Genomic DNA, 18,993 nt, shown 5'->3' on the forward strand with positions numbered 1-18,993 from the left:
TCTTCATTTTATTTAGGATTGTCCATTAGTATATGATGTAGAGTATACAAAAAGTAAGATCAAATTATAGAAATATATTAGCTGTTTTTTTATTGATAGTAGGATTTTAATACTCAGCGCTTAAATATATCTGTGATGTATCATTTTCCAATGCAGTATAATTTCTTTTTTATGAGCAAGACTATCTCTAATTGTTAAAGAAAACTGTAGTTGAAGATAGATATTCCATATATAAATTATAAGATTATAAATGATTACATTCTGTTATGAAAACATTTATAGAGTGGCCTACACGGGTTATATTATTGCATTAAAAAACTATTCTTAAAATCATATTCACTACTTTTCTACAAATTTTCAAACTTACAAAAAACATTATTGTTTTTACAGACATTATTTACCCTTGTACTACAAGAAAAAGAAGCTCACATTGCTTTTTTAATATAGAAAAAGCTCTGTTTGCACTTTTGTCACCTAAATATCAAAAAACAGTTACTACATTTTACTGGAGAGCGTTAAAGATTTGATGATAAGCAGTGCTATTAATTTCTAAAGGGTGTTCTTTATTGGCAACTTGTAGCATTTCTAGTTTGATATCTTCTCTTATCATCATATCTATATTAGCACGAATATCAGGTGAAAGAGTATGAGGTGTAATGTCTTTAGGTATGGTTACAGTCTTTATTTGATATACAATACGGTTTGTTGTAACTGGACCTTTTACTATGCCATAATGACCTTTTGGAGCAGAAAATAATGCTTTAACTCCTTCAACTCCGAAAATTTCAGACGAGTCTTGGCGCCGTAGAGCTTGTGTTGTTTGTTTAGAGACGCCAAGTGTATGGGCAAGAGAAACAAGACTTTTTCCTTCAGTAAGTTGTTTGAGAGCATTTTGAGCTTTTTTATCAAGAAGACTTTGAATTTTTTCACTCTTCCATCGAAGAAGTACATCTTGCTTAGCTTCTTCAAGTGTTCTATCACGAGCAGGGATAATTTTATCTACTTTATACCAGAGGTAGCCACCTTTGGGGAGAGATAGGGGATCAAGATCGATACCTTCATTTGATTGATAAATAGCATTCAATAAAATATCTTTCTGGGGTAAATCTGTGAGTATTGTACCTTCAATTGTTTTACCTGTTTTATCAATGGTGATTGTACGGAGAGGTAAGTTATATTGGTCAGCAAGCTCTTTGAGAGAAGCTCCCTCAAAACGGGCATTTTCGATTGCTGTATAATTATTACGTATATTATCTATAGCACGACTTTGAGCGAGTGTTTGTCGAATATTTGTTTCTATCTTTTCAAAGGGAAGAGAAACTGAAGGTTCAATATGTGTTACACGGATGATTACAGGACCTTGTAAATCATTGATCACAGCGCTGATTTGCCCTTGTTTAAGATCAAAAATCTCAGATGCTAGATTATTAGGAAGGTCACTTTTTGTTAGAGGCCCTTTTTTTATGCCATTGAGAGTTTTGTTTTCAGCTTTAACTAACGCGTCAAAACTCAATCCATCAGCTATTTTCTTTGCCGCATTATCAGCAGCTTCGCGTGTAGGGAAGCGCAATTCTTCAATTGTGCGTTTTTCAGGAGTCATAAATCGTGAAGCATTTTGGGTATAATAAGCTCTCGCTTCATCTGCTGAAATATCTTCGGGTTTTACAGTCTCAGCTGATGTCATAGATAATAAAGAAACCATGCGATATTCGGGGGTACGAAATTCATTTCTATGAGTTTCAAACCATTTTTGCAATGTTTCTTGACCAGGGGCAGAGATTGTTTCCTTTTCTTTTAAATCAACAATGAGATAGTCGGCAATACGGGTTTCTCCCTGATAAAGAGCAAGCGCTTTATAAAAAAGATCTGGTGCTTTCATTCCGGATAGCGAAGCTGAAATGAGCTGTTTACGCTTCTCTTTTTGGGTGTAATAATCAAAAAAATTACTTTCGCTGATATGCAAATACTGAAGATAGTTACGAAACAAATTTAGGTCAAAGACTCCATTTTTTTGAAACATATTATCAGCACTAAGAATGCGAGCTATTGCATCTTTTGAAAGATTAATTTTCATTTTACGCGCTTGTTCATCGAACAATACATTATGCTGTAACTGTTTGAAAACAAAAGCAGGGATTTCATATTGCTGTATTTCATTTGGTGTAAACATTCGTCCAAGATGAGAGGCGAGTGCTAATCGTGAGCTTTGATCGGCTAGTGCAAGACGATAATTATCAATAGTTATTATGGACTTTCCAGAAGTAATAAGATCTCTTTCGCTCTTTGTGTGTAGCTGTGGTATTCCCCATAAAAGGATGAAGCATAAGAGTAAAATAGCAAGGAAAATCCTGGAAACCCAAGAATTTGAAGCATTTCTTATGATGTCAAGCATCGTTCAATTCCATTTTTCAGCACGAGTTATTATCAAAGCAGTAATGGAATTTGCAATAAAGTAATGAAAGATGCAAGCTTAAAGACTTGCTTTCGTTTTATAATTTGATACTTAAGAGATGAACAATGTATTATAATAGCTCTTAAGATGAAAATATGCACCCCAATATTAGACCTTTGATTGCTGGAAATTGGAAGATGAATGGGACCGGTGAATCACTCGGAGAATTACGTGCCATTTCTGCAGGCATTTGTTCTGATTTAGGTCGTTTGTTTGAAGCACTTATTTGTGTTCCAGCAACACTTTTATCGCGTGCTTTTGAGACGTTGAGCAATGAAAACCTCCTTTTAGGGGGGCAAGATTGTCATTTTGATGACTATGGCCCTTATACCGGAGATATTTCAGCTTTTATGCTTAAAGAAGCAGGAGCGAGTCATGTTATTATTGGCCATTCAGAACGTCGCACAGTTTATCAGGAAAGTGATGCAATTGTTTGCACTAAAGTACAAGCGGCTTGGCGAGCAGGTCTTGTTGCTCTTGTTTGTATTGGTGAAACATTGGAGGAACGTAAAAGTAATAAAGTGTTGGATGTTCTTACGCGACAGCTTAGGAGATCTTTGCCAGACGGTGCAACAGCAGAGAATGTTATTATCGCTTATGAGCCTGTATGGGCTATAGGTACTGGCAATGCAGCTACTTCAGCAGATGTCGCAAAAGTGCATAATTTTATTCGTGATGAGATGTGCTCTCGTTTTGGTGACGAAGGGAATAAGGTGCGATTACTTTATGGTGGGTCAGTAAAGTCATCTAATGCATTTGAGCTTTTGAGTATTAGTCATGTTAATGGTGCTCTGATAGGTGGAGCAAGCTTAAAAGCAATTGATTTTTTAACTATTTGCGATGTTTATCGTAGATTATATTTGCCGTAGATTATAATAGAGGAATCTCGGTTTCCTCTTGAGATTATATGTTATTTACGTGTAAATAGCCATGAACATTTATTTGAAGAGCAGGGTTTATGCAAACAGTACTTATTATTATCCATTTTTTAGTTGTTATTACTTTGGTTAGTGTTATATTAATTCAACCTTCAGAAGGTGGCGGGCTTGGTGTGAGTAGTGGTTCTGGGTTAATGAAGATGCGTGGGTCCAGAAATCCGTTAACACGTTTGACCGCTATTTTAGCATGTTGCTTTTTTTTAGTGTCCGTTAGCCTTATTGTTGTGGGGAATATATCGAACTCCAATTCTGATATTCTTAAACGTATCCCAGCTAATTCAGAACAGAATTCTATAACTAAAGGGACTTCTAAAACGGCTCCATTATCAGATGGTGAATCACGGCCTTCTATTCTTGAACAACTAGAAAATGTTCCGATTTCACCGCAGGAACAGAAACAATCTACATATCCTGAAACTGACAATCCAGTTCCACTGATTCTTGAAAATCCAGTTCAGGATAACGGTACAAAATAGCCTTTTTAAGAGAGTATAAATTTTAAAAAAGGTGATTTTTTCACCTTTTTTATTTTATAGAAGAAAAATTGTTTCTTTTTGCATTTTTTGCTGGAAAAATCGTTATAAACTGCTTATCACCAAGCCCATGGCACGTTATATTTTTATTACTGGTGGGGTGGTTTCTTCCCTTGGAAAAGGCATCGCAGCAGCGTCATTAGCGGCATTATTGCAGGCACGTGGCTATCGTGTGCGGCTTCGCAAACTTGATCCTTATTTAAATGTTGATCCAGGTACGATGTCACCTTATCAACATGGTGAAGTGTTTGTGACCGATGATGGTGCAGAAACTGATCTTGATCTTGGGCATTATGAGCGTTTTACTGGACGTTCTGCGAATAGCCAAGATAATATCACAACAGGACGTATTTATCGCAATATCATTGAAAGAGAACGACGTGGTGATTATTTAGGGGCAACCGTTCAGGTTATTCCTCATGTTACCGATGAAATTAAGAGCTTCATTACTACCGGAAATGAAGAATTTGACTTTGTTTTGTGTGAAATAGGTGGAACCGTTGGTGACATTGAAGCAATGCCTTTTCTAGAAGCAATTCGTCAGCTTCATAATGAATTACCAAGACATAATGTTGTTTATGTACATCTTACATTAATGCCTTATATTTCTTCGGCTGGTGAATTAAAAACAAAACCAACACAACATTCCGTCAAAGAATTACAATCAATAGGTATTGCTCCTGATATTTTGTTGGTGCGTGCAGATCGTCCTATTCCAGAAACAGAGCGATGCAAATTATCACTTTTTTGTAATGTTCGTTCGAGTGCAGTTATTCAGGCATTGGATATGCCAACGATTTATGATGTTCCCATAGCATATCATAAAGAGGGATTAGATTCAGAAGTTCTTTCTGCTTTTAGAATGAATCCAATACCTAAACCAAAAATGGATCGTTGGGAAGATATTTCACATCGTATTCACCATCCTGAAGGGGAAGTGACAATTGCTGTTGTTGGGAAATATACAGGATTAAAGGATGCTTATAAATCGCTAATTGAGGCGATTGCACATGGTGGTTTAGCAAATAAAGTAAAGGTTAATATTGAATGGATTGATGCGGAACTTTTTGAAAGAGAGGAACCTACATCCTATTTACAAAAAGTCCATGGAATTTTGGTTCCTGGTGCTTTTGGGGCACGTGGTGCAGAAGGAAAAATTCGAGCAATTCAATTTGCGCGGGAGCGTAAAGTTCCATTTTTAGGTATTTGTTTTGGAATGCAATTGGCCTGTATAGAAGCTGCACGCAATATTGCGCAGATTGAAAGTGCTTCATCAAGTGAATTTTGCGAAACAAAAAATCCGATAGTAGGTTTGATGACAGAATGGCTCAAAGGAGATGTTCTTGAGAAACGTACACAATTTAGCAATCTTGGTGGCACAATGCGCCTTGGTGCTTTTGTGGCTGAATTAAAAGAAAATAGCCATATTGCTAAAATTTACGGAATGACAAGGATTTGCGAGCGACATCGTCATCGTTATGAGGTAAATATTGATTATAAAGACAGATTAGAACAGTGTGGTTTAATTTTTTCTGGTATGTCTCCGGATGGTATTTTGCCAGAGATAATAGAATATGCAGATCATCCATGGTTTATTGGTGTTCAGTATCATCCAGAACTTAAATCACGTCCATTTGATCCACATCCACTTTTTTCTTCTTTTATTGAAGCCACTGTAGAACAAAGTCGTTTGGTTTAGATCATAAATTGGATTATTTACTTTTGAGGGATAAAATGTCTGAACCAAATGCTGTTGTGAAAGTTGGGAATGTTGTTTTTTCAAATGAAGCACCATTTTCATTAATTGCGGGGCCATGTCAGATGGAAAGTCGGGATCATGCCTTTGAAATGGCAGGTCGGATTAAATCAATTGCGGATCACGTTGGTATTGGGTTTGTTTATAAATCGAGTTACGATAAAGCCAACAGAACGTCCTTGAGTGCAGTACGTGGTATCGGTCTTGAAAAAGCAATGGCTATTTTTTCTGATTTGAAGAAGGAATTTGATTGTCCAGTGTTGACTGATGTGCATACAGAAGAACATTGTGCTGCTATTGCTTCAGTGGTAGATGTTTTGCAAATACCCGCTTTTTTATGTCGACAAACAGATCTTTTGGTAGCAGCGGCCAAAACGGGACGTGTTATCAATGTTAAAAAAGGTCAGTTTTTAGCTCCATGGGATATGGAGAATGTTTTAAGAAAGATTACACAAAGCGGTAATCCAAATGTTATGCTTTGTGAGAGAGGCACTTCATTTGGTTATAATCGTCTTATTTCTGATATGCGTTCATTACCTATTTTGCGTTCATTGGGGGCTCCTGTTATTTTTGATGCAACGCATTCTGTTCAGGAGCCAGGTGGTCAAGGTAGTTCATCTAGTGGACAGCGTCAATTTGTTGAAGTTTTGGCACGTGCAGCTGTTTCTGTTGGGGTAGCTGGTATTTTCTTAGAAACGCATCAGGATCCAGATAATGCACCTTCTGATGGACCTAATATGGTTAAAATTGACAATTTACAAACACTACTTGAGACTTTAATGGAATTTGATTATCTGTCAAAAAAGTGCATTAAATAAAGAGAATATTCCGTCATTACGGCGTAAAAAATAAATCGAAGTTTTTGTTGGTTGAGGAAACATACATGGCTGTAATTGTCGATATCATTGGACGTGAAGTACTTGATAGCCGAGGTAATCCAACGGTAGAAGTCGATGTTCATTTGGAAGATGGAGCTTTGGGTCGCGCTCTTGTTCCTTCAGGGGCATCGACAGGAGCTCATGAATCTGTGGAGCTTCGTGATGGTGGGGTGCGTTATCAAGGAAAAGGCGTTGAGAAAGCGGTTGCTTCAGTAAATGGTGAAATTCTTGAAGAGCTTTGTGGGCAAGACGCAAGAAATCAAATCGCCATTGATCAAGCGATGATTGCTCTGGATGGAACACCAAACAAAGCGCGTCTTGGTGCGAATGCTATTCTTGGTGTTTCTTTGGCTGTTGCAAAAGCGGCTGCGGAATCATCAAGTTTGCCTTTGTATCGTTATATTGGTGGTGTACAAGCGCATGTTCTTCCAATACCTATGATGAATATCATTAATGGTGGTGTTCATGCTGATAACCCGATCGATTTTCAAGAATTTATGATTATTCCTGTAGGAGCATCTACAGTGAAGGAAGCAGTTCGTTATGGTAGTGAAGTTTTCCATACGTTGAAAAAACGTCTAAAAGATGCGGGCTATGAGACCAATGTTGGTGATGAAGGTGGTTTTGCACCTCAATTTAAAAGTGCTGAGCAGGCAATTGATTTTATTATGGAATCTATAATAGAATGTGGATATAAACCAGGTAAACAGATTGCTCTGGGTTTAGATTGTGCTTCAACCGAACTTTATAAAAATAGTTTGTATTTTTATAAAGGTGAGGGGAGATGCCGTAATGTGCAAGAGCAGGTAGATTATTTGGCAAGACTTGTTGAAACTTACCCCATTATTACAATTGAGGATGGGATGGCTGAGGACGATTGGGAAGGCTGGAAGTTACTCACTAATTCGATTGGTAAAAAATGTCAGCTTGTTGGAGATGATTTGTTTGTAACAAATTCTGTGCGTTTGCGTGATGGTATTAAAATGAGAGTAGCTAATTCTATTCTTGTTAAAGTTAATCAGATTGGCACGTTGAGTGAAACGCTTGATGCTGTGGAAACAGCGCATAAGGCAGGTTATCGTGCCATTATATCTCACCGTTCAGGTGAAACAGAGGATTCTTTTATTGCAGATCTTGCCGTTGCAACAAATTGTGGGCAGATTAAAACGGGTTCGCTTGCACGTTCGGATAGATTAGCAAAATATAATCAGCTCATTCGTATTGAAGAAATGCTCGGAACACAGGCATGTTATGCTGGTAATTTGCATCGTTGATAGTGATGAGTGTAAAATTTTAAATTGTGATATCATTGAGTTTGTAAGATTTAACTGTAAGACATGTGCGCAACAATTTTATAGGTGTTAAAAAGATGAGAGGTATAATTATTAGTCAGGATCAGGGGACTTATCTCGTCTCTGGCGATGATGGTAAGCGTTATCAGTTTGCGACTTGGGATTGGTTAGGAAAAAATCCACCCAGGGTGGGAGATACCGTTGATTTTATGTGTGAAGGGGATACTGTCAATTCTGTTTTTCCATTGTTGCAACAAGATTCAAATTCTTCAAAAGTAATGTTAGCACTCATTTGTTGGTTCACTGGTATATTTGGTGTTCACCGTTTTATGGTTGGTAAAGTTAGAACTGGTGCTTTAATGCTTATTCTATCTTTAACACTTGCCGGAGTGATGATTACAGGGATTTGGACAATTGTTGATTTTATAGTTATTGTTGCTGGGAAGTTTACTGACAAAGATGGGAAGAAAATTACACATTGGTAACATGTTTTCCATTTCAAATAAAATGTAAAGAGTAAATAACATCATTATTTTTCTGTGGTTAATTTATTAAGTATATAATAATAAATTGCTATGATGTGTGTATTGAATGTTAAGGTATAATTATGCACAGTTGATTAAAAATATCAAAAAAAGACTGTGCTATTTTCTATGAATAAAACGAGTATGCTAATTGTTTAAGCATGCTTTCTATTACCGCTTATAACGATGGAGAATTTTAAATTACTGGGATAATCCCAAGCTATTTTAATTATCACATTTATTCTTGTGGATACGGATTGTATTTATCCGTTAATTTTACCCATATATTATCAAGTCAGCAAAAATTTCCTTATACGTAAGTAACAATTTTATAGGTAGGTAGTAAGGAAGAAAGGTAAAATTATTGATTAGGATTAAGAGGCTTATTTTGTTTCGAGTAGCGATGGTAAACGCTATTAATTCGCAGCTTGAGATTGGTTAGAAAAAATACTCTGAGATGTGTGATGCCGTTGATTTTGTATATAAAGGTGATACTATTAATTTTGTTGTTTGTCTTTTAGTGTATTGGAGATCACCGCTTTATAATTGGTAAAATTGGAGTAAGTGTTTTGATGCTTAGTTCCATCTTTATCAGTTAGTGGGGGGCTGAGAGGTAGATCTTGCAAGTTATTCGTCACTTATTTTAATAGGGAAATTTACTGACAAAAATGGATATAGAGATACAAAATAGTGAATATCGAATATTATGATATAACAAAGATGATATGACATGGCTTGTTAGAGCGGGAGTATTCAGTGTATAATAAGAAAGTGTTTACGTGTATGAATTTAGTAATGAGGTATTAATCAAAATTATGCATAGTTTGGCAGGAATATTAGGATAATTATACTGTAAAGACTGTGCTATTTTATGTGGACTAAGCAGAAACGCAGATCACTCAAAATGTACTTTGTACTACCACTTATGACAGTGGGAGTTTTAGGCTATTTCAGTTATCACATTTATCATGGTGAGTACGGGCTGTATTCACGGAGTGAAGTAAATCAACATATCGTCGAATTAGAAGAAGAACTTCATAAAGTAGAATCTGAGCGGATATCTATTGAAAAGCGTATTTCTCTTTTACGCAACGGACATATTGAAAGAGATATGTTGGATGAATATATTCGGAAGAATTTAAATTTTTCAAAGGCGAATGAACTGACAATTCTAATTCCTTGTAAATAATATTAAAAGTAAATGAAAGATAACGTAATTTTAAAATGTTTTAAAACAACAGCCCTATGATAACGTTTGAGTTTTTTGATAATGCTTGTAACTTTTGTTCGTAAAGGTTATTCCTAAATAATCATAAAAGGGAGTTTAGTATGGCAGAAAAATCTAAAAAAAGTTCTGCATCAACGGTGCACACTGCATTATCACACATCACAAAGAGAGCACCAATAGCGCATTTTATAAAAGAAGAAGAAATAGATGCTTATCGTAAGATGCTTTTAATTCGTCGCTTTGAAGAAAAGGCGGGGCAGCTTTATGGTATGGGGCTTATTGGTGGATTTTGTCATCTCTATATTGGGCAAGAAGCTGTTGTTATTGGAACATTGAAGGCAGCAAAAGAAGGAGATCAGGTTATCACCTCTTACCGTGATCATGGACATATGTTGGCAGTCGGTATGAGTCCGCGTGGTGTTATGGCAGAACTTACAGGACGTCGAGGTGGATTTTCTAAAGGAAAAGGGGGGTCAATGCATATGTTTTCTAAAGAAAAGAATTTTTATGGTGGGCATGGCATTGTTGGTGCACAAGTTCCGATTGGCTCCGGGTTAGCATTTTCGAATCAGTATCTTGGTAACGATAATGTGACACTGGTATATTTTGGTGATGGTGCAGCCAATCAGGGGCAGGTTTACGAGAGTTTTAATATGGCTTCGCTTTGGAAGCTTCCTGTTGTTTATATTATTGAAAATAATCAATATGCTATGGGAACATCAGTTGCGCGTGCGTCTGCAGAAACTGATTTTTCTCGTCGTGGTCTTTCTTTTGAAATTCCAGGTATTGTTGTTGATGGCATGGATGTTCGAGCCGTAAAGGGAGCAGCTGATGAAGCAATTTCTTGGGCGCGTTCGGGTAAAGGGCCTATTATACTTGATATGCAGACCTATCGTTATCGTGGTCACTCTATGTCTGATCCAGCGAAATATCGCTCAAAGGAAGAAGTTCAGAAAATAAAAGAGGAGCATGATCCAATTGATCAGGTAAAGAATCGGCTTCTTGAACAAGGTTGGGCAAGCGAAGATGATTTGAAGTCTATTGATAAAGAAGTACGTGCGATTGTTGCAGATGCAGCAGATTTTGCACAAAGTGATCAAGAGCCAGATGCTTCTGAGCTCTATAGTGATGTTTTAGTTTGATACGAGGGAAGCGAGTATGTCTATTGATATTTTGATGCCTGCGCTTTCACCAACGATGGAAGAAGGTAAATTATCTAAATGGCTCAAGAAAGAAGGCGATAAAGTTAGTTCTGGTGATATAATTGCTGAAATTGAAACAGATAAAGCGATGATGGAAGTAGAAGCTGTCGATGAAGGCATTCTTGGTAAAATTTGCGTATTTGAGGGTTCTGAAGGTGTGAAGGTTAACAGTGTTATTGCGGTATTATTGGAGGAAGGAGAAAGTGTTGAAGATATTTCACAAACTACCGATTCTTTAACGCATAAAAAAACTGATGACAGATCTTTTTCTTCATCAAAACCAGAGCCTCTTGTTTTGAGTACTATTCCTGATTGTGATATTTCAGCGGGGACACAAATGGTTACGATGACAGTACGTGAAGCGCTTAATCAAGCTATGGCTGAAGAGATGCGGCGTGATGAAACAGTTTTTCTTTTGGGGGAAGAAGTAGCGCAATATCAAGGTGCTTATAAAGTTAGCCAAGGCTTGTTAGAAGAATTTGGTGCGCGTCGGGTTATTGATACACCAATCACAGAACACGGTTTTGCAGGTTTGGCTGTTGGTGCTGCGTTTGGAGGGTTACGTCCCATAGTCGAGTTTATGACATTTAATTTTGCTATGCAGGCGATTGATCAAATTGTTAATTCTGCAGCGAAAACCCGTTATATGTCTGGTGGGCAAATGACTGTTCCTATGGTTTTTCGTGGACCTAATGGTGCGGCTGCGCGTGTAGGCGCTCAACACTCTCAGTGTTATGCTGCATGGTATAGTCATGTGCCAGGTCTTAAAGTTGTTATGCCTTACAGCGCTGCAGATGCAAAAGGTTTACTGAAGGCTGCCATTCGTGATGATAATCCTGTTATTTTCCTTGAGAACGAGATTTTGTATGGACACCAATTTGAAGTTCCTAAGATAGATGATTTTATTTTGCCTATTGGTAAAGCACGGCTTCATAAGCTTGGTCAGGATGTAACAATTGTTGCTTATGGGATTGGGATGCATTATGCGGTTCAAGCGTTACCAGAAATTGAGAAACTTGGTATTGACGTTGAGTTAATAGATTTGCGGACTATTCGTCCGATGGATCTCTCGACAATTCTTACTTCTGTTAAGAAAACGGGTTGTTTAGTAACAGTTGAAGAAGGTTATCCTCAATCATCTGTTGGAACTGAGATAGCAACGCGGGTTATGCAGCAGGTATTCGACTATCTTGATGCACCAGTTATTACTATTTCTGGCAAAGATGTTCCCATGCCTTATGCTGCTAATCTTGAAAAACTGGCTTTGCCCAATATTGCTGAAATTGTCGAAGCTGTTAAGGCTGTGACTTATAGAGCATAACGGAGGAAAGCACTATGCCCATTAAAATTACAATGCCTGCGCTTTCTCCTACGATGGAAGAAGGGAATTTATCAAAGTGGAATGTCAAAGAAGGAGATAAGGTTTCCTCCGGTGATGTTATTGCTGAAATTGAGACGGATAAGGCGACAATGGAAGTTGAGGCTGTTGATGAAGGAACAGTTGCTAAGATTGTTGTTCCTGCTGGAACGCAAGGTGTTAAAGTGAATACTTTAATCGTCGTTTTAGCAGAAGAAGGTGAAGATTTAGCTGAAGCAGCAAAGGTTGCAGAATCTTCATCCTCTTTTGCAATAAAAGAAACAGTAGAGGAAAAACAGACAGTTTCAAAGACAACACAGATATCTGCTATATCATCTACTCAGAAAGCAATACAGCAGGATAAAAAGGACATACGTCTTTTTTCTTCTCCTTTGGCGCGGCGCTTAGCAGCTCAGGCTGGTCTTGATCTATTATTTGTTTCTGGGAGCGGTCCTCATGGACGTATTATCAAGCGTGATATAGAAAGAGCTGTTAATAATGGTACTTTTAGGGATTCTTGTTCATTACAAAACGAACGACTTACAATAGCAGGTGATTCTGACAAACAGATATTGCAATTGTTCAAAGAAGGTGAATACACATTTACACCTCATAGTAATATGCGTAAAACAATTGCCAAACGTTTAGTTGAATCAAAACAAAAAGTTCCACATTTTTATGTGACGATAGATTGTGAACTTGATGCGTTATTGGAACTCCGTACGCAATTGAATACTGCTGCTCCAATAGTTAAAACCCAGGAAAGCTCCAAGCCTGCTTATAAGCTTTCCGTTAACGATATGGTGATTAAAGCTGTAGCACTTTCTTTAAAAGCGATTCCCGATGCTAATGTATCTTGGCTTGAAGGCGGAATACTTCATCATAAACACTGTGATATTGGGGTGGCTGTTTCTATTGCAAATGGTTTAATTACACCAATTGTTCGCCATGCAGAGGAAAAATCTTTGTCGATTATCTCCAATGAGATGAAAGATCTTGTAAAGCGTGCACGTGAACGAAAGTTAAAAATGGCAGAATATCAAGGAGGAACAACAGCTATATCAAATATGGGAATGTATGGTGTGAAAAGTTTTTCTGCTATTCTTAATCCGCCGCATGCGACGATTTTTGCAATTGGTGCGGGAGAACAACGTGCGGTTGTTAAAAATAATGCATTAGTGGTTGCGACAGTTATGTCGGTCACACTTTCTGCTGATCATCGTGCTGTTGATGGTGCATTAGCAGCAGAGCTTGCGCGGACCTTTAAAAATATGATTGAAAATCCACTGGCGATGTTAATTTAAACTGTTAAAAGTATTTCACCTCAATTGTGTGTGAATATAGTATGTTAATATTAAAGAGGCGGATAAAGAAAGCTTGAATGGCGATATTGTGGCCTTTTCTGATCTGATAAAGATGTGTGTGATAAGTTTGGAATGAAAGATACAAGAAGATTCTGTTATGTTGTTTTTAGTTTTGAGCTTAGAGAATGCATATCTATTTTGTGTATATCCATGGAGGAATTACTGTGGCGAATCTTTATGATGTGATTGTGATTGGCTCTGGGCCTGGTGGATATGTAGCTGCAATTCGTGCGGCGCAGTGCGGCTTCAAAACTGCGATTGTTGAGCGTGAACATCTCGGGGGGATTTGTTTAAATTGGGGTTGTATTCCAACCAAGGCACTTTTGCGTTCAGCGGAAATAAAGCATTTTGCTGAACATGCGAAAGATTATGGATTAAAAATTAACGGTTCAATTGAAGCAAGTATCAAGGATATTGTAGCACGTTCACGGGGAATTTCAGCGCGTTTAAATACTGGCATTGGTTTTTTGATGAAAAAAAACAAAATCGACATTATTTGGGGTGAAGCAAAATTAACCAAGAGAGCAAAAGGAAGCCAGCTTGCCGAAATTAAGGTTTCTTCATCGTTGAAAAAGATTATGCAACCACAAAATCCAGTACCTAAAGGAACATTAGGAGAAGGAATTTATCAAGCAAAGTACGTTGTTATTGCAACTGGTGCACGGCCTCGTTCTCTTCCTGGGATTGAGCCAGACGGAAAGCTGGTTTGGACTTATTTTGAAGCTATGATTCCATATACTATACCGAAATCGCTTTTGGTAATGGGGTCAGGAGCAATAGGTATTGAATTTGCTTCTTTTTATCACGATATGGGAGCTGAGGTGAGCATTGTTGAAATGATGCCTCATATTATGCCAGCCGAAGATGTTGAAATTTCAATATTTGCCCGTAAACAGTTAGAGAAAAAAGGTATTCGCATTCTTACTGAAGCAAAAGTCACAAAGGTTGAAAAAGCTTCTGATTCTATCACTGCGCATATTGATGTGGAGGGTAAGATAGAAACAATCACAGCTAATCGGCTAATTTCAGCTGTTGGAGTTCAGGGTAATATTGAAAATCTTGGATTAGAGGCATTAGGTATAAAAACTGATCATGGGTGCATTGTAACTGATGAATGGAGTTGGACAGGTGTGGAAGGTATTTATGCTATTGGTGATGTATCCGGTCCTCCTATGTTAGCACATAAAGCAGAAGAAGAAGGGGTGATATGTATTGAACATCTTGCAGGTTTGAAGAGTGTTCATCCGCTTGATAAAAGGAAAATTCCAGGATGTACATATTGTACACCACAGGTAGCTTCTATAGGCCTTTCAGAAGTGGCAGCGAAAGAAGCTGGTTATGATGTATGTATTGGTCGTTATTCCTTTTCAGCTAATGGTAAAGCGATAGCTTTGGGAGAAGATCAGGGATTAGTTAAAACTATTTTTGATAAAAAAACGGGACAGCTTCTTGGTGCACATATGGTAGGGGCAGAAGTAACAGAATTGATTCAAGGTTTTGTTATTGCCATGAATCTTGAAACAACCGAGGAAGAATTGATGCATACCGTCTTTCCACATCCGACATTGTCGGAAATGATGAAAGAAAGTGTATTGGATGCTTATGGGAAAGTTTTAAATGCTTAATAGCTAATTGTATGAAAAATCTTATATTTTGTGATTTTTCATCGGCGTTCCATTATTTAAAAGGCAGAGGCTTAAATGGTTACGGTTGTTGATAGAGTTACAAATAGACATCTGCGTCATCCTGAAAAGGCGCATCGTCCGAACACAAGCATTCAAAAAAAACCAAATTGGATTCGTGTAAAAGCACCAACATCACAGATATATAAAGAAACGCATAATATTGTGCGCGTAAATAAATTGGTGACTGTATGTGAAGAAGCGGGGTGCCCGAATGTTGGTGAATGTTGGAGTCAGAAGCATGCTAGCTTCATGATTTTAGGTGAGATATGTACGCGGGCGTGTGCTTTTTGCAACGTTGCAACAGGTATTCCGCTTGCAGTTGATGATAATGAGCCAGAGCGTGTGGCGGATGCTGTTGCACAGATGGAATTAAAACATGTCGTGATTACATCTGTTGATCGTGATGATCTTGCTGATGGTGGTGCAGAACATTTTGCGAAAGTTATTTATGCTATTCGGCGAAAAACTCCCAAGACAACAATTGAAGTTCTTACACCTGATTTTCGCCATAAAGATGGAGCTTTAGAAACTGTTGTTGCTGCTAAACCGGATGTTTTCAATCATAATTTAGAAACAGTTCCTTCTAAATATTTAAAAGTTCGTCCAGGAGCGCGTTATTTTCATTCGATTCGGTTATTACAACGTGTTAAAGAACTTGATCCTACAATTTTCACAAAATCAGGAATTATGGTTGGGCTTGGGGAGGAGCGAAACGAAATTCTTCAATTGATGGATGATTTGCGTTCTGCTGATGTCGACTTTATGACAATTGGACAATATTTGCAGCCTACACGAAAGCATCACCCGGTTATCCGTTTTGTGCCTCCTGAAGAATTTGAGTCTTTTGCCAGGATTGGTAAAGTGAAGGGTTTTTTACATATGGCTTCTACTCCTTTGACGCGTTCATCTCATCATGCGGGCGATGATTTCGCGATTTTGCAAAAAGCGCGTGATAAAAAATTTTCCTTACAGAGATAGTTATGCCGACTTTTACAACACATCGGCATATAGCTCATAGTGCTCGTGAAATGTTTGATCTTGTTTCAGATATTGAGCGTTATCCTGAATTTTTGCCAATGTGTGAAGCTTTAATAGTCCGTTCTCGCAAAGAATGTGAGGGAAAGATATTGCTTCTTGCTGATATGACTGTTGGCTATAAGGTTATCCGAGAAATTTTCACGACCCAAGTATTTCTTCAGCCAAAGAGACATTTAATAGAGGTTAAATATATTGATGGTCCATTCAAATATCTTGAAAATCGCTGGGCCTTTCATGATATTGAGAATATCAATGCATGTAATGTAGAGTTTTTTATTGATTATGAATTTAAAAGCAAAATGCTTGGATTATTGATGGGATCAATGTTTGATATCGCTTTTCATAAATTTACTGATGCTTTTGAAATGCGTGCTCATCAGATTTATGGCTTTCCGGTAATATAATTTATTTAGTTGACGTTTTTGCATGATACCTATTGTAAGTTATGGGCAGTAATTATAGTAACATGAAATCTGGAAATTAGATATGGGGAGTTTCATTGCAGAGATTTCAAGATCATTTTAAAAGCATTTTCAACGGTTGCATAGCGGATAGCTTTGCGGTCAATATTACCAAATCGCATTTCTGTGTGTAGAGTTTTATGATTTTTGTAAGCAACTGCAAAATGCACAAGCCCCACAGGTTTATCGAGACATGCCCCTCCTGGTCCAGCAATTCCTGTTACAGAGACAGCAATTCCTGCGTGTGAATATTTTAACCCACCTTCGGCCATTGCAAGAGCAACTTCTTTTGAAACGGCACCATAGGATTTGATAAGTTGAGCGCATACACCAACAAGGCGTGTTTTAGCTTTATTTGAATAAACAACGAATCCACAATCGAGTACATCAGATGATCCTGCAATATTAGTGAGATTTGCAGCAATAAGTCCCCCTGTACAAGACTCGACAGTTGTTAAAAGCAAACCTTTCCTGCGACAAGCAGTAAGGACTTTACGTGCTTGTTTTTCACAAAAATATGTCATTTGGGAGTTTCTCCTAGATAAAGAACGCTTGCTGTTGCGAAAGCCGCAATGCCTTCGCCACGACCAATAAATCCAAGCTTTTCATTTGTTGTTGCTTTTATGGAAATTCGATCGGATGAAATTGTGAGCATATTCATGAGATTTTCTATCATTGCATGACGATAGGGGCTGATTTTAGGCTCTTCGGCGATCAGTGTGATATCAACATTGGCAATACGACCACCTGCTTGTTTAATAATATTAAGAGCATGACGTAAAAAAAATTCTGAAGATGCATTTTTCCATTGAGGATCAGAAGGGGGAAAATGTGTGCCGATATCCCCCGCTCCTCGTGTAGCGAGAAGGGCATCTGTTAATGCATGAAGAGCGACATCAGCATCGGAGTGTCCATTTAATTTTTTATGAAAAGGAATTTTTATGCCACATAATATAAGAGAAGTTCCTTCCTCGAAAGAGTGAACGTCATAACCATTGCCAATACGAATATCAGGAAACATTTGCATTTTTTTTTGGAGATATAAATGAGCGGTATCAAAATCTTCATGCCATGTAATTTTTATGTTGCTAGGATCTCCAGGAATGGTACGCATGGGAATCCCAAACCATTCGGCAATTGCAGAATCATCAGTAAATTCTTTTTTGCAAACTTGTCTTGCTTTTTCATGGGCAGCTAAGATGTATTCGAAGGGAAAACACTGTGGAGTTTGTGCACTATAAAGATGAGTGCGTGGAACTGTTTCTAAAACATAATGTGCGTTATTTACGTGTTTGAGGGTGTCAGAGACAGCGAGAACGGGGAGAATACCTTCTTGGGGGGTTATTGTGGTATGAATTTTCTCGAGGAGTTGGTTTTCGATAAAGGGACGTGCACCATCATGAATATGCACATATTGAGGCTTAAAATTTTTGAGTGCATGAAGTCCATGTAAAGTGGATATTTGACGCGTATTACCACCATCAATGATGATGAGGTGTTCTTTAAAATCAACAACAGCTTGCTCACAGATTTTATGGTCTTCTGGATGAATAACAAGAACAATTGTTGTAATAGCTGGATGCTGTAAAAAACAGCGCACAGTATGACAAATCACCGGCTCTTGGCCTAAAAGCCGATATTGTTTTGGAATTTTTTGTAGAGATTCTGCTCTTTCACCGCGTCCGGCGGCTAATATTATCGCTGCAATAGAAATACTTAATCTCCTTTTATTATTTTAGTTTATTGTTTTATGATCGTCAATTTTTAATTGTTTTTGAAAAGTTGGGCGTTGTAAATCAGCAAGAGATATCACTGATAATACATCAAAAAAAGCGTTTAATGCTTTTTGAAGTGCGGTATTTAAGCCACAGAAATCTATCAATGGACAATTAGATTCTGTGGTATCGAAACATTCTGCCATGGAAAAATTGTCTTCTGTTACTTTCACAACATCAGCCACCGAAATCTCTGCTGCAGGTTTAGCCAATTTAACACCACCATTGCGTCCGCGTACTGTTTTTATAAATCCTGCTTCAACAAGTGGTTGGAGGATTTTAAATAAAAAAAGCTCGGAAACCGCATATGCCTTAGCAATTTCTGGAATACGACTGAGAGATTCCTGATTATCTGCACAGTACATAAGCATCCGGAGTGCATAATTTGTCTGTTTGGTTAACCGCATCTCATCTCCTCTGTAAACTATCACTGAACATGCTTTATTTTAAAGATATTTTGCAAAATGTAGAAGTTTTTTCTTTATTTGATCAATTGATTTTAGTTTAAAT

The 18,993-nt window shown here is 37.7% G+C and carries 17 protein-coding genes; 13 read left to right on the forward strand and 4 right to left on the reverse strand.

The features are described from left to right. Nucleotides 1-502: 502 nt before the first annotated feature. Nucleotides 503-2,392 carry a peptidyl-prolyl cis-trans isomerase gene (locus HWV54_RS06275; protein WP_005865600.1) on the reverse strand — a complete coding sequence of 630 codons (1,890 nt, stop codon included), beginning with the start codon at nt 2,390-2,392 and terminating at the stop codon, nt 503-505. Between the two features lie 155 nt (nt 2,393-2,547). Between HWV54_RS06275 and tpiA the strand changes: the two genes are divergently transcribed. The 13 genes from tpiA (at nt 2,548) to HWV54_RS06340 (ending at nt 16,651) form a co-directional block, all read left to right on the forward strand. Further along, nucleotides 2,548-3,321, forward strand: coding sequence for a triose-phosphate isomerase (gene tpiA / locus HWV54_RS06280; RefSeq protein ID WP_040296390.1), 774 nt, complete (start codon nt 2,548-2,550; stop codon nt 3,319-3,321). Between the two features lie 89 nt (nt 3,322-3,410). After that, complete coding sequence (gene secG, locus HWV54_RS06285) at nt 3,411-3,866, forward strand: preprotein translocase subunit SecG (protein ID WP_005865596.1); 456 nt, start codon at nt 3,411-3,413, stop codon at nt 3,864-3,866. A gap of 127 nt (nt 3,867-3,993) precedes the next feature. Continuing rightward, nucleotides 3,994-5,622, forward strand: coding sequence for a CTP synthase (gene pyrG, locus HWV54_RS06290; protein WP_005865594.1), 1,629 nt, complete (start codon nt 3,994-3,996; stop codon nt 5,620-5,622). Between the two features lie 35 nt (nt 5,623-5,657). After that, the gene (gene kdsA, locus HWV54_RS06295; RefSeq protein ID WP_005865592.1) at nt 5,658-6,497 is read left to right on the forward strand and encodes a 3-deoxy-8-phosphooctulonate synthase; all 840 of its coding nucleotides are present in this window, start codon (nt 5,658-5,660) and stop codon (nt 6,495-6,497) included. A gap of 65 nt (nt 6,498-6,562) precedes the next feature. Further along, nucleotides 6,563-7,831, forward strand: a complete 1,269-nt coding sequence (eno, locus tag HWV54_RS06300; protein WP_005865590.1) for a phosphopyruvate hydratase — start codon at nt 6,563-6,565, stop codon at nt 7,829-7,831. A gap of 95 nt (nt 7,832-7,926) precedes the next feature. Further along, entirely contained in the window at nt 7,927-8,334 is a 408-nt protein-coding gene (locus tag HWV54_RS06305; RefSeq protein WP_005865588.1) for an NINE protein, read from the forward strand. Between the two features lie 910 nt (nt 8,335-9,244). Then, nucleotides 9,245-9,562, forward strand: coding sequence for an FtsB family cell division protein (locus HWV54_RS06310; protein WP_005865586.1), 318 nt, complete (start codon nt 9,245-9,247; stop codon nt 9,560-9,562). A gap of 140 nt (nt 9,563-9,702) precedes the next feature. Continuing rightward, nucleotides 9,703-10,743, forward strand: coding sequence for a pyruvate dehydrogenase (acetyl-transferring) E1 component subunit alpha (pdhA, locus tag HWV54_RS06315; RefSeq protein ID WP_005865584.1), 1,041 nt, complete (start codon nt 9,703-9,705; stop codon nt 10,741-10,743). A 16-nt stretch (nt 10,744-10,759) separates the two neighbouring features. Beyond that, entirely contained in the window at nt 10,760-12,124 is a 1,365-nt protein-coding gene (locus tag HWV54_RS06320) for a pyruvate dehydrogenase complex E1 component subunit beta (RefSeq protein WP_005865582.1), read from the forward strand. A gap of 14 nt (nt 12,125-12,138) precedes the next feature. Continuing rightward, nucleotides 12,139-13,464, forward strand: a complete 1,326-nt coding sequence (locus HWV54_RS06325) for a pyruvate dehydrogenase complex dihydrolipoamide acetyltransferase (RefSeq protein ID WP_005865580.1) — start codon at nt 12,139-12,141, stop codon at nt 13,462-13,464. A gap of 224 nt (nt 13,465-13,688) precedes the next feature. After that, on the forward strand, nt 13,689-15,149 hold the full coding sequence (gene lpdA, locus HWV54_RS06330) for a dihydrolipoyl dehydrogenase (protein ID WP_040296389.1): 1,461 nt from the start codon (nt 13,689-13,691) through the stop codon (nt 15,147-15,149). Between the two features lie 75 nt (nt 15,150-15,224). Further along, nucleotides 15,225-16,187 carry a lipoyl synthase gene (lipA, locus tag HWV54_RS06335; protein ID WP_005865577.1) on the forward strand — a complete coding sequence of 321 codons (963 nt, stop codon included), beginning with the start codon at nt 15,225-15,227 and terminating at the stop codon, nt 16,185-16,187. Nucleotides 16,188-16,189: 2 nt separating this feature from the next. After that, complete coding sequence (locus HWV54_RS06340) at nt 16,190-16,651, forward strand: type II toxin-antitoxin system RatA family toxin (RefSeq protein ID WP_005865575.1); 462 nt, start codon at nt 16,190-16,192, stop codon at nt 16,649-16,651. 92 nt (nt 16,652-16,743) lie between these two features. Here the strand turns inward: HWV54_RS06340 and HWV54_RS06345 are convergent, their stop codons facing one another. Genes HWV54_RS06345 through rirA form a run of 3 tightly spaced genes read right to left on the reverse strand, consistent with a single transcriptional unit; the run spans nt 16,744 to nt 18,890 of the window. After that, nucleotides 16,744-17,232, reverse strand: coding sequence for a CinA family protein (locus tag HWV54_RS06345; RefSeq protein ID WP_005865573.1), 489 nt, complete (start codon nt 17,230-17,232; stop codon nt 16,744-16,746). Next, nucleotides 17,229-18,422, reverse strand: a complete 1,194-nt coding sequence (locus HWV54_RS06350; protein WP_176953571.1) for a bifunctional 2-C-methyl-D-erythritol 4-phosphate cytidylyltransferase/2-C-methyl-D-erythritol 2,4-cyclodiphosphate synthase — start codon at nt 18,420-18,422, stop codon at nt 17,229-17,231. Before HWV54_RS06350 ends, HWV54_RS06345 begins: the two co-directional genes overlap by 4 nt. Before the next feature lie 21 nt (nt 18,423-18,443). Beyond that, nucleotides 18,444-18,890, reverse strand: coding sequence for an iron-responsive transcriptional regulator RirA (gene rirA, locus HWV54_RS06355; protein WP_005865570.1), 447 nt, complete (start codon nt 18,888-18,890; stop codon nt 18,444-18,446). Nucleotides 18,891-18,993: the final 103 nt, after the last annotated feature.

This window comes from Bartonella alsatica, from assembly GCF_013388295.1.
Lineage (GTDB): Bacteria > Pseudomonadota > Alphaproteobacteria > Rhizobiales > Rhizobiaceae > Bartonella > Bartonella alsatica.

Bases quoted from the DNA above. Each gene is read 5' to 3' on its own strand.
- lipA (WP_005865577.1), top strand. From the start codon at position 15,225: ATGGTTACGGTTGTTGATAGAGTTACAAATAGACATCTGCGTCATCCT.
- tpiA (WP_040296390.1), top strand. From the start codon at position 2,548: ATGCACCCCAATATTAGACCTTTGATTGCTGGAAATTGGAAGATGAAT.
- pyrG (WP_005865594.1), top strand. From the start codon at position 3,994: ATGGCACGTTATATTTTTATTACTGGTGGGGTGGTTTCTTCCCTTGGA.
- HWV54_RS06340 (WP_005865575.1), top strand. From the start codon at position 16,190: ATGCCGACTTTTACAACACATCGGCATATAGCTCATAGTGCTCGTGAA.
- HWV54_RS06320 (WP_005865582.1), top strand. From the start codon at position 10,760: ATGTCTATTGATATTTTGATGCCTGCGCTTTCACCAACGATGGAAGAA.
- HWV54_RS06275 (WP_005865600.1), bottom strand. From the start codon at position 2,392: ATGCTTGACATCATAAGAAATGCTTCAAATTCTTGGGTTTCCAGGATT.
- rirA (WP_005865570.1), bottom strand. From the start codon at position 18,890: ATGCGGTTAACCAAACAGACAAATTATGCACTCCGGATGCTTATGTAC.
- secG (WP_005865596.1), top strand. From the start codon at position 3,411: ATGCAAACAGTACTTATTATTATCCATTTTTTAGTTGTTATTACTTTG.
- pdhA (WP_005865584.1), top strand. From the start codon at position 9,703: ATGGCAGAAAAATCTAAAAAAAGTTCTGCATCAACGGTGCACACTGCA.
- kdsA (WP_005865592.1), top strand. From the start codon at position 5,658: ATGTCTGAACCAAATGCTGTTGTGAAAGTTGGGAATGTTGTTTTTTCA.
- HWV54_RS06310 (WP_005865586.1), top strand. From the start codon at position 9,245: ATGTGGACTAAGCAGAAACGCAGATCACTCAAAATGTACTTTGTACTA.
- HWV54_RS06325 (WP_005865580.1), top strand. From the start codon at position 12,139: ATGCCCATTAAAATTACAATGCCTGCGCTTTCTCCTACGATGGAAGAA.
- eno (WP_005865590.1), top strand. From the start codon at position 6,563: ATGGCTGTAATTGTCGATATCATTGGACGTGAAGTACTTGATAGCCGA.
- HWV54_RS06345 (WP_005865573.1), bottom strand. From the start codon at position 17,232: ATGACATATTTTTGTGAAAAACAAGCACGTAAAGTCCTTACTGCTTGT.
- HWV54_RS06305 (WP_005865588.1), top strand. From the start codon at position 7,927: ATGAGAGGTATAATTATTAGTCAGGATCAGGGGACTTATCTCGTCTCT.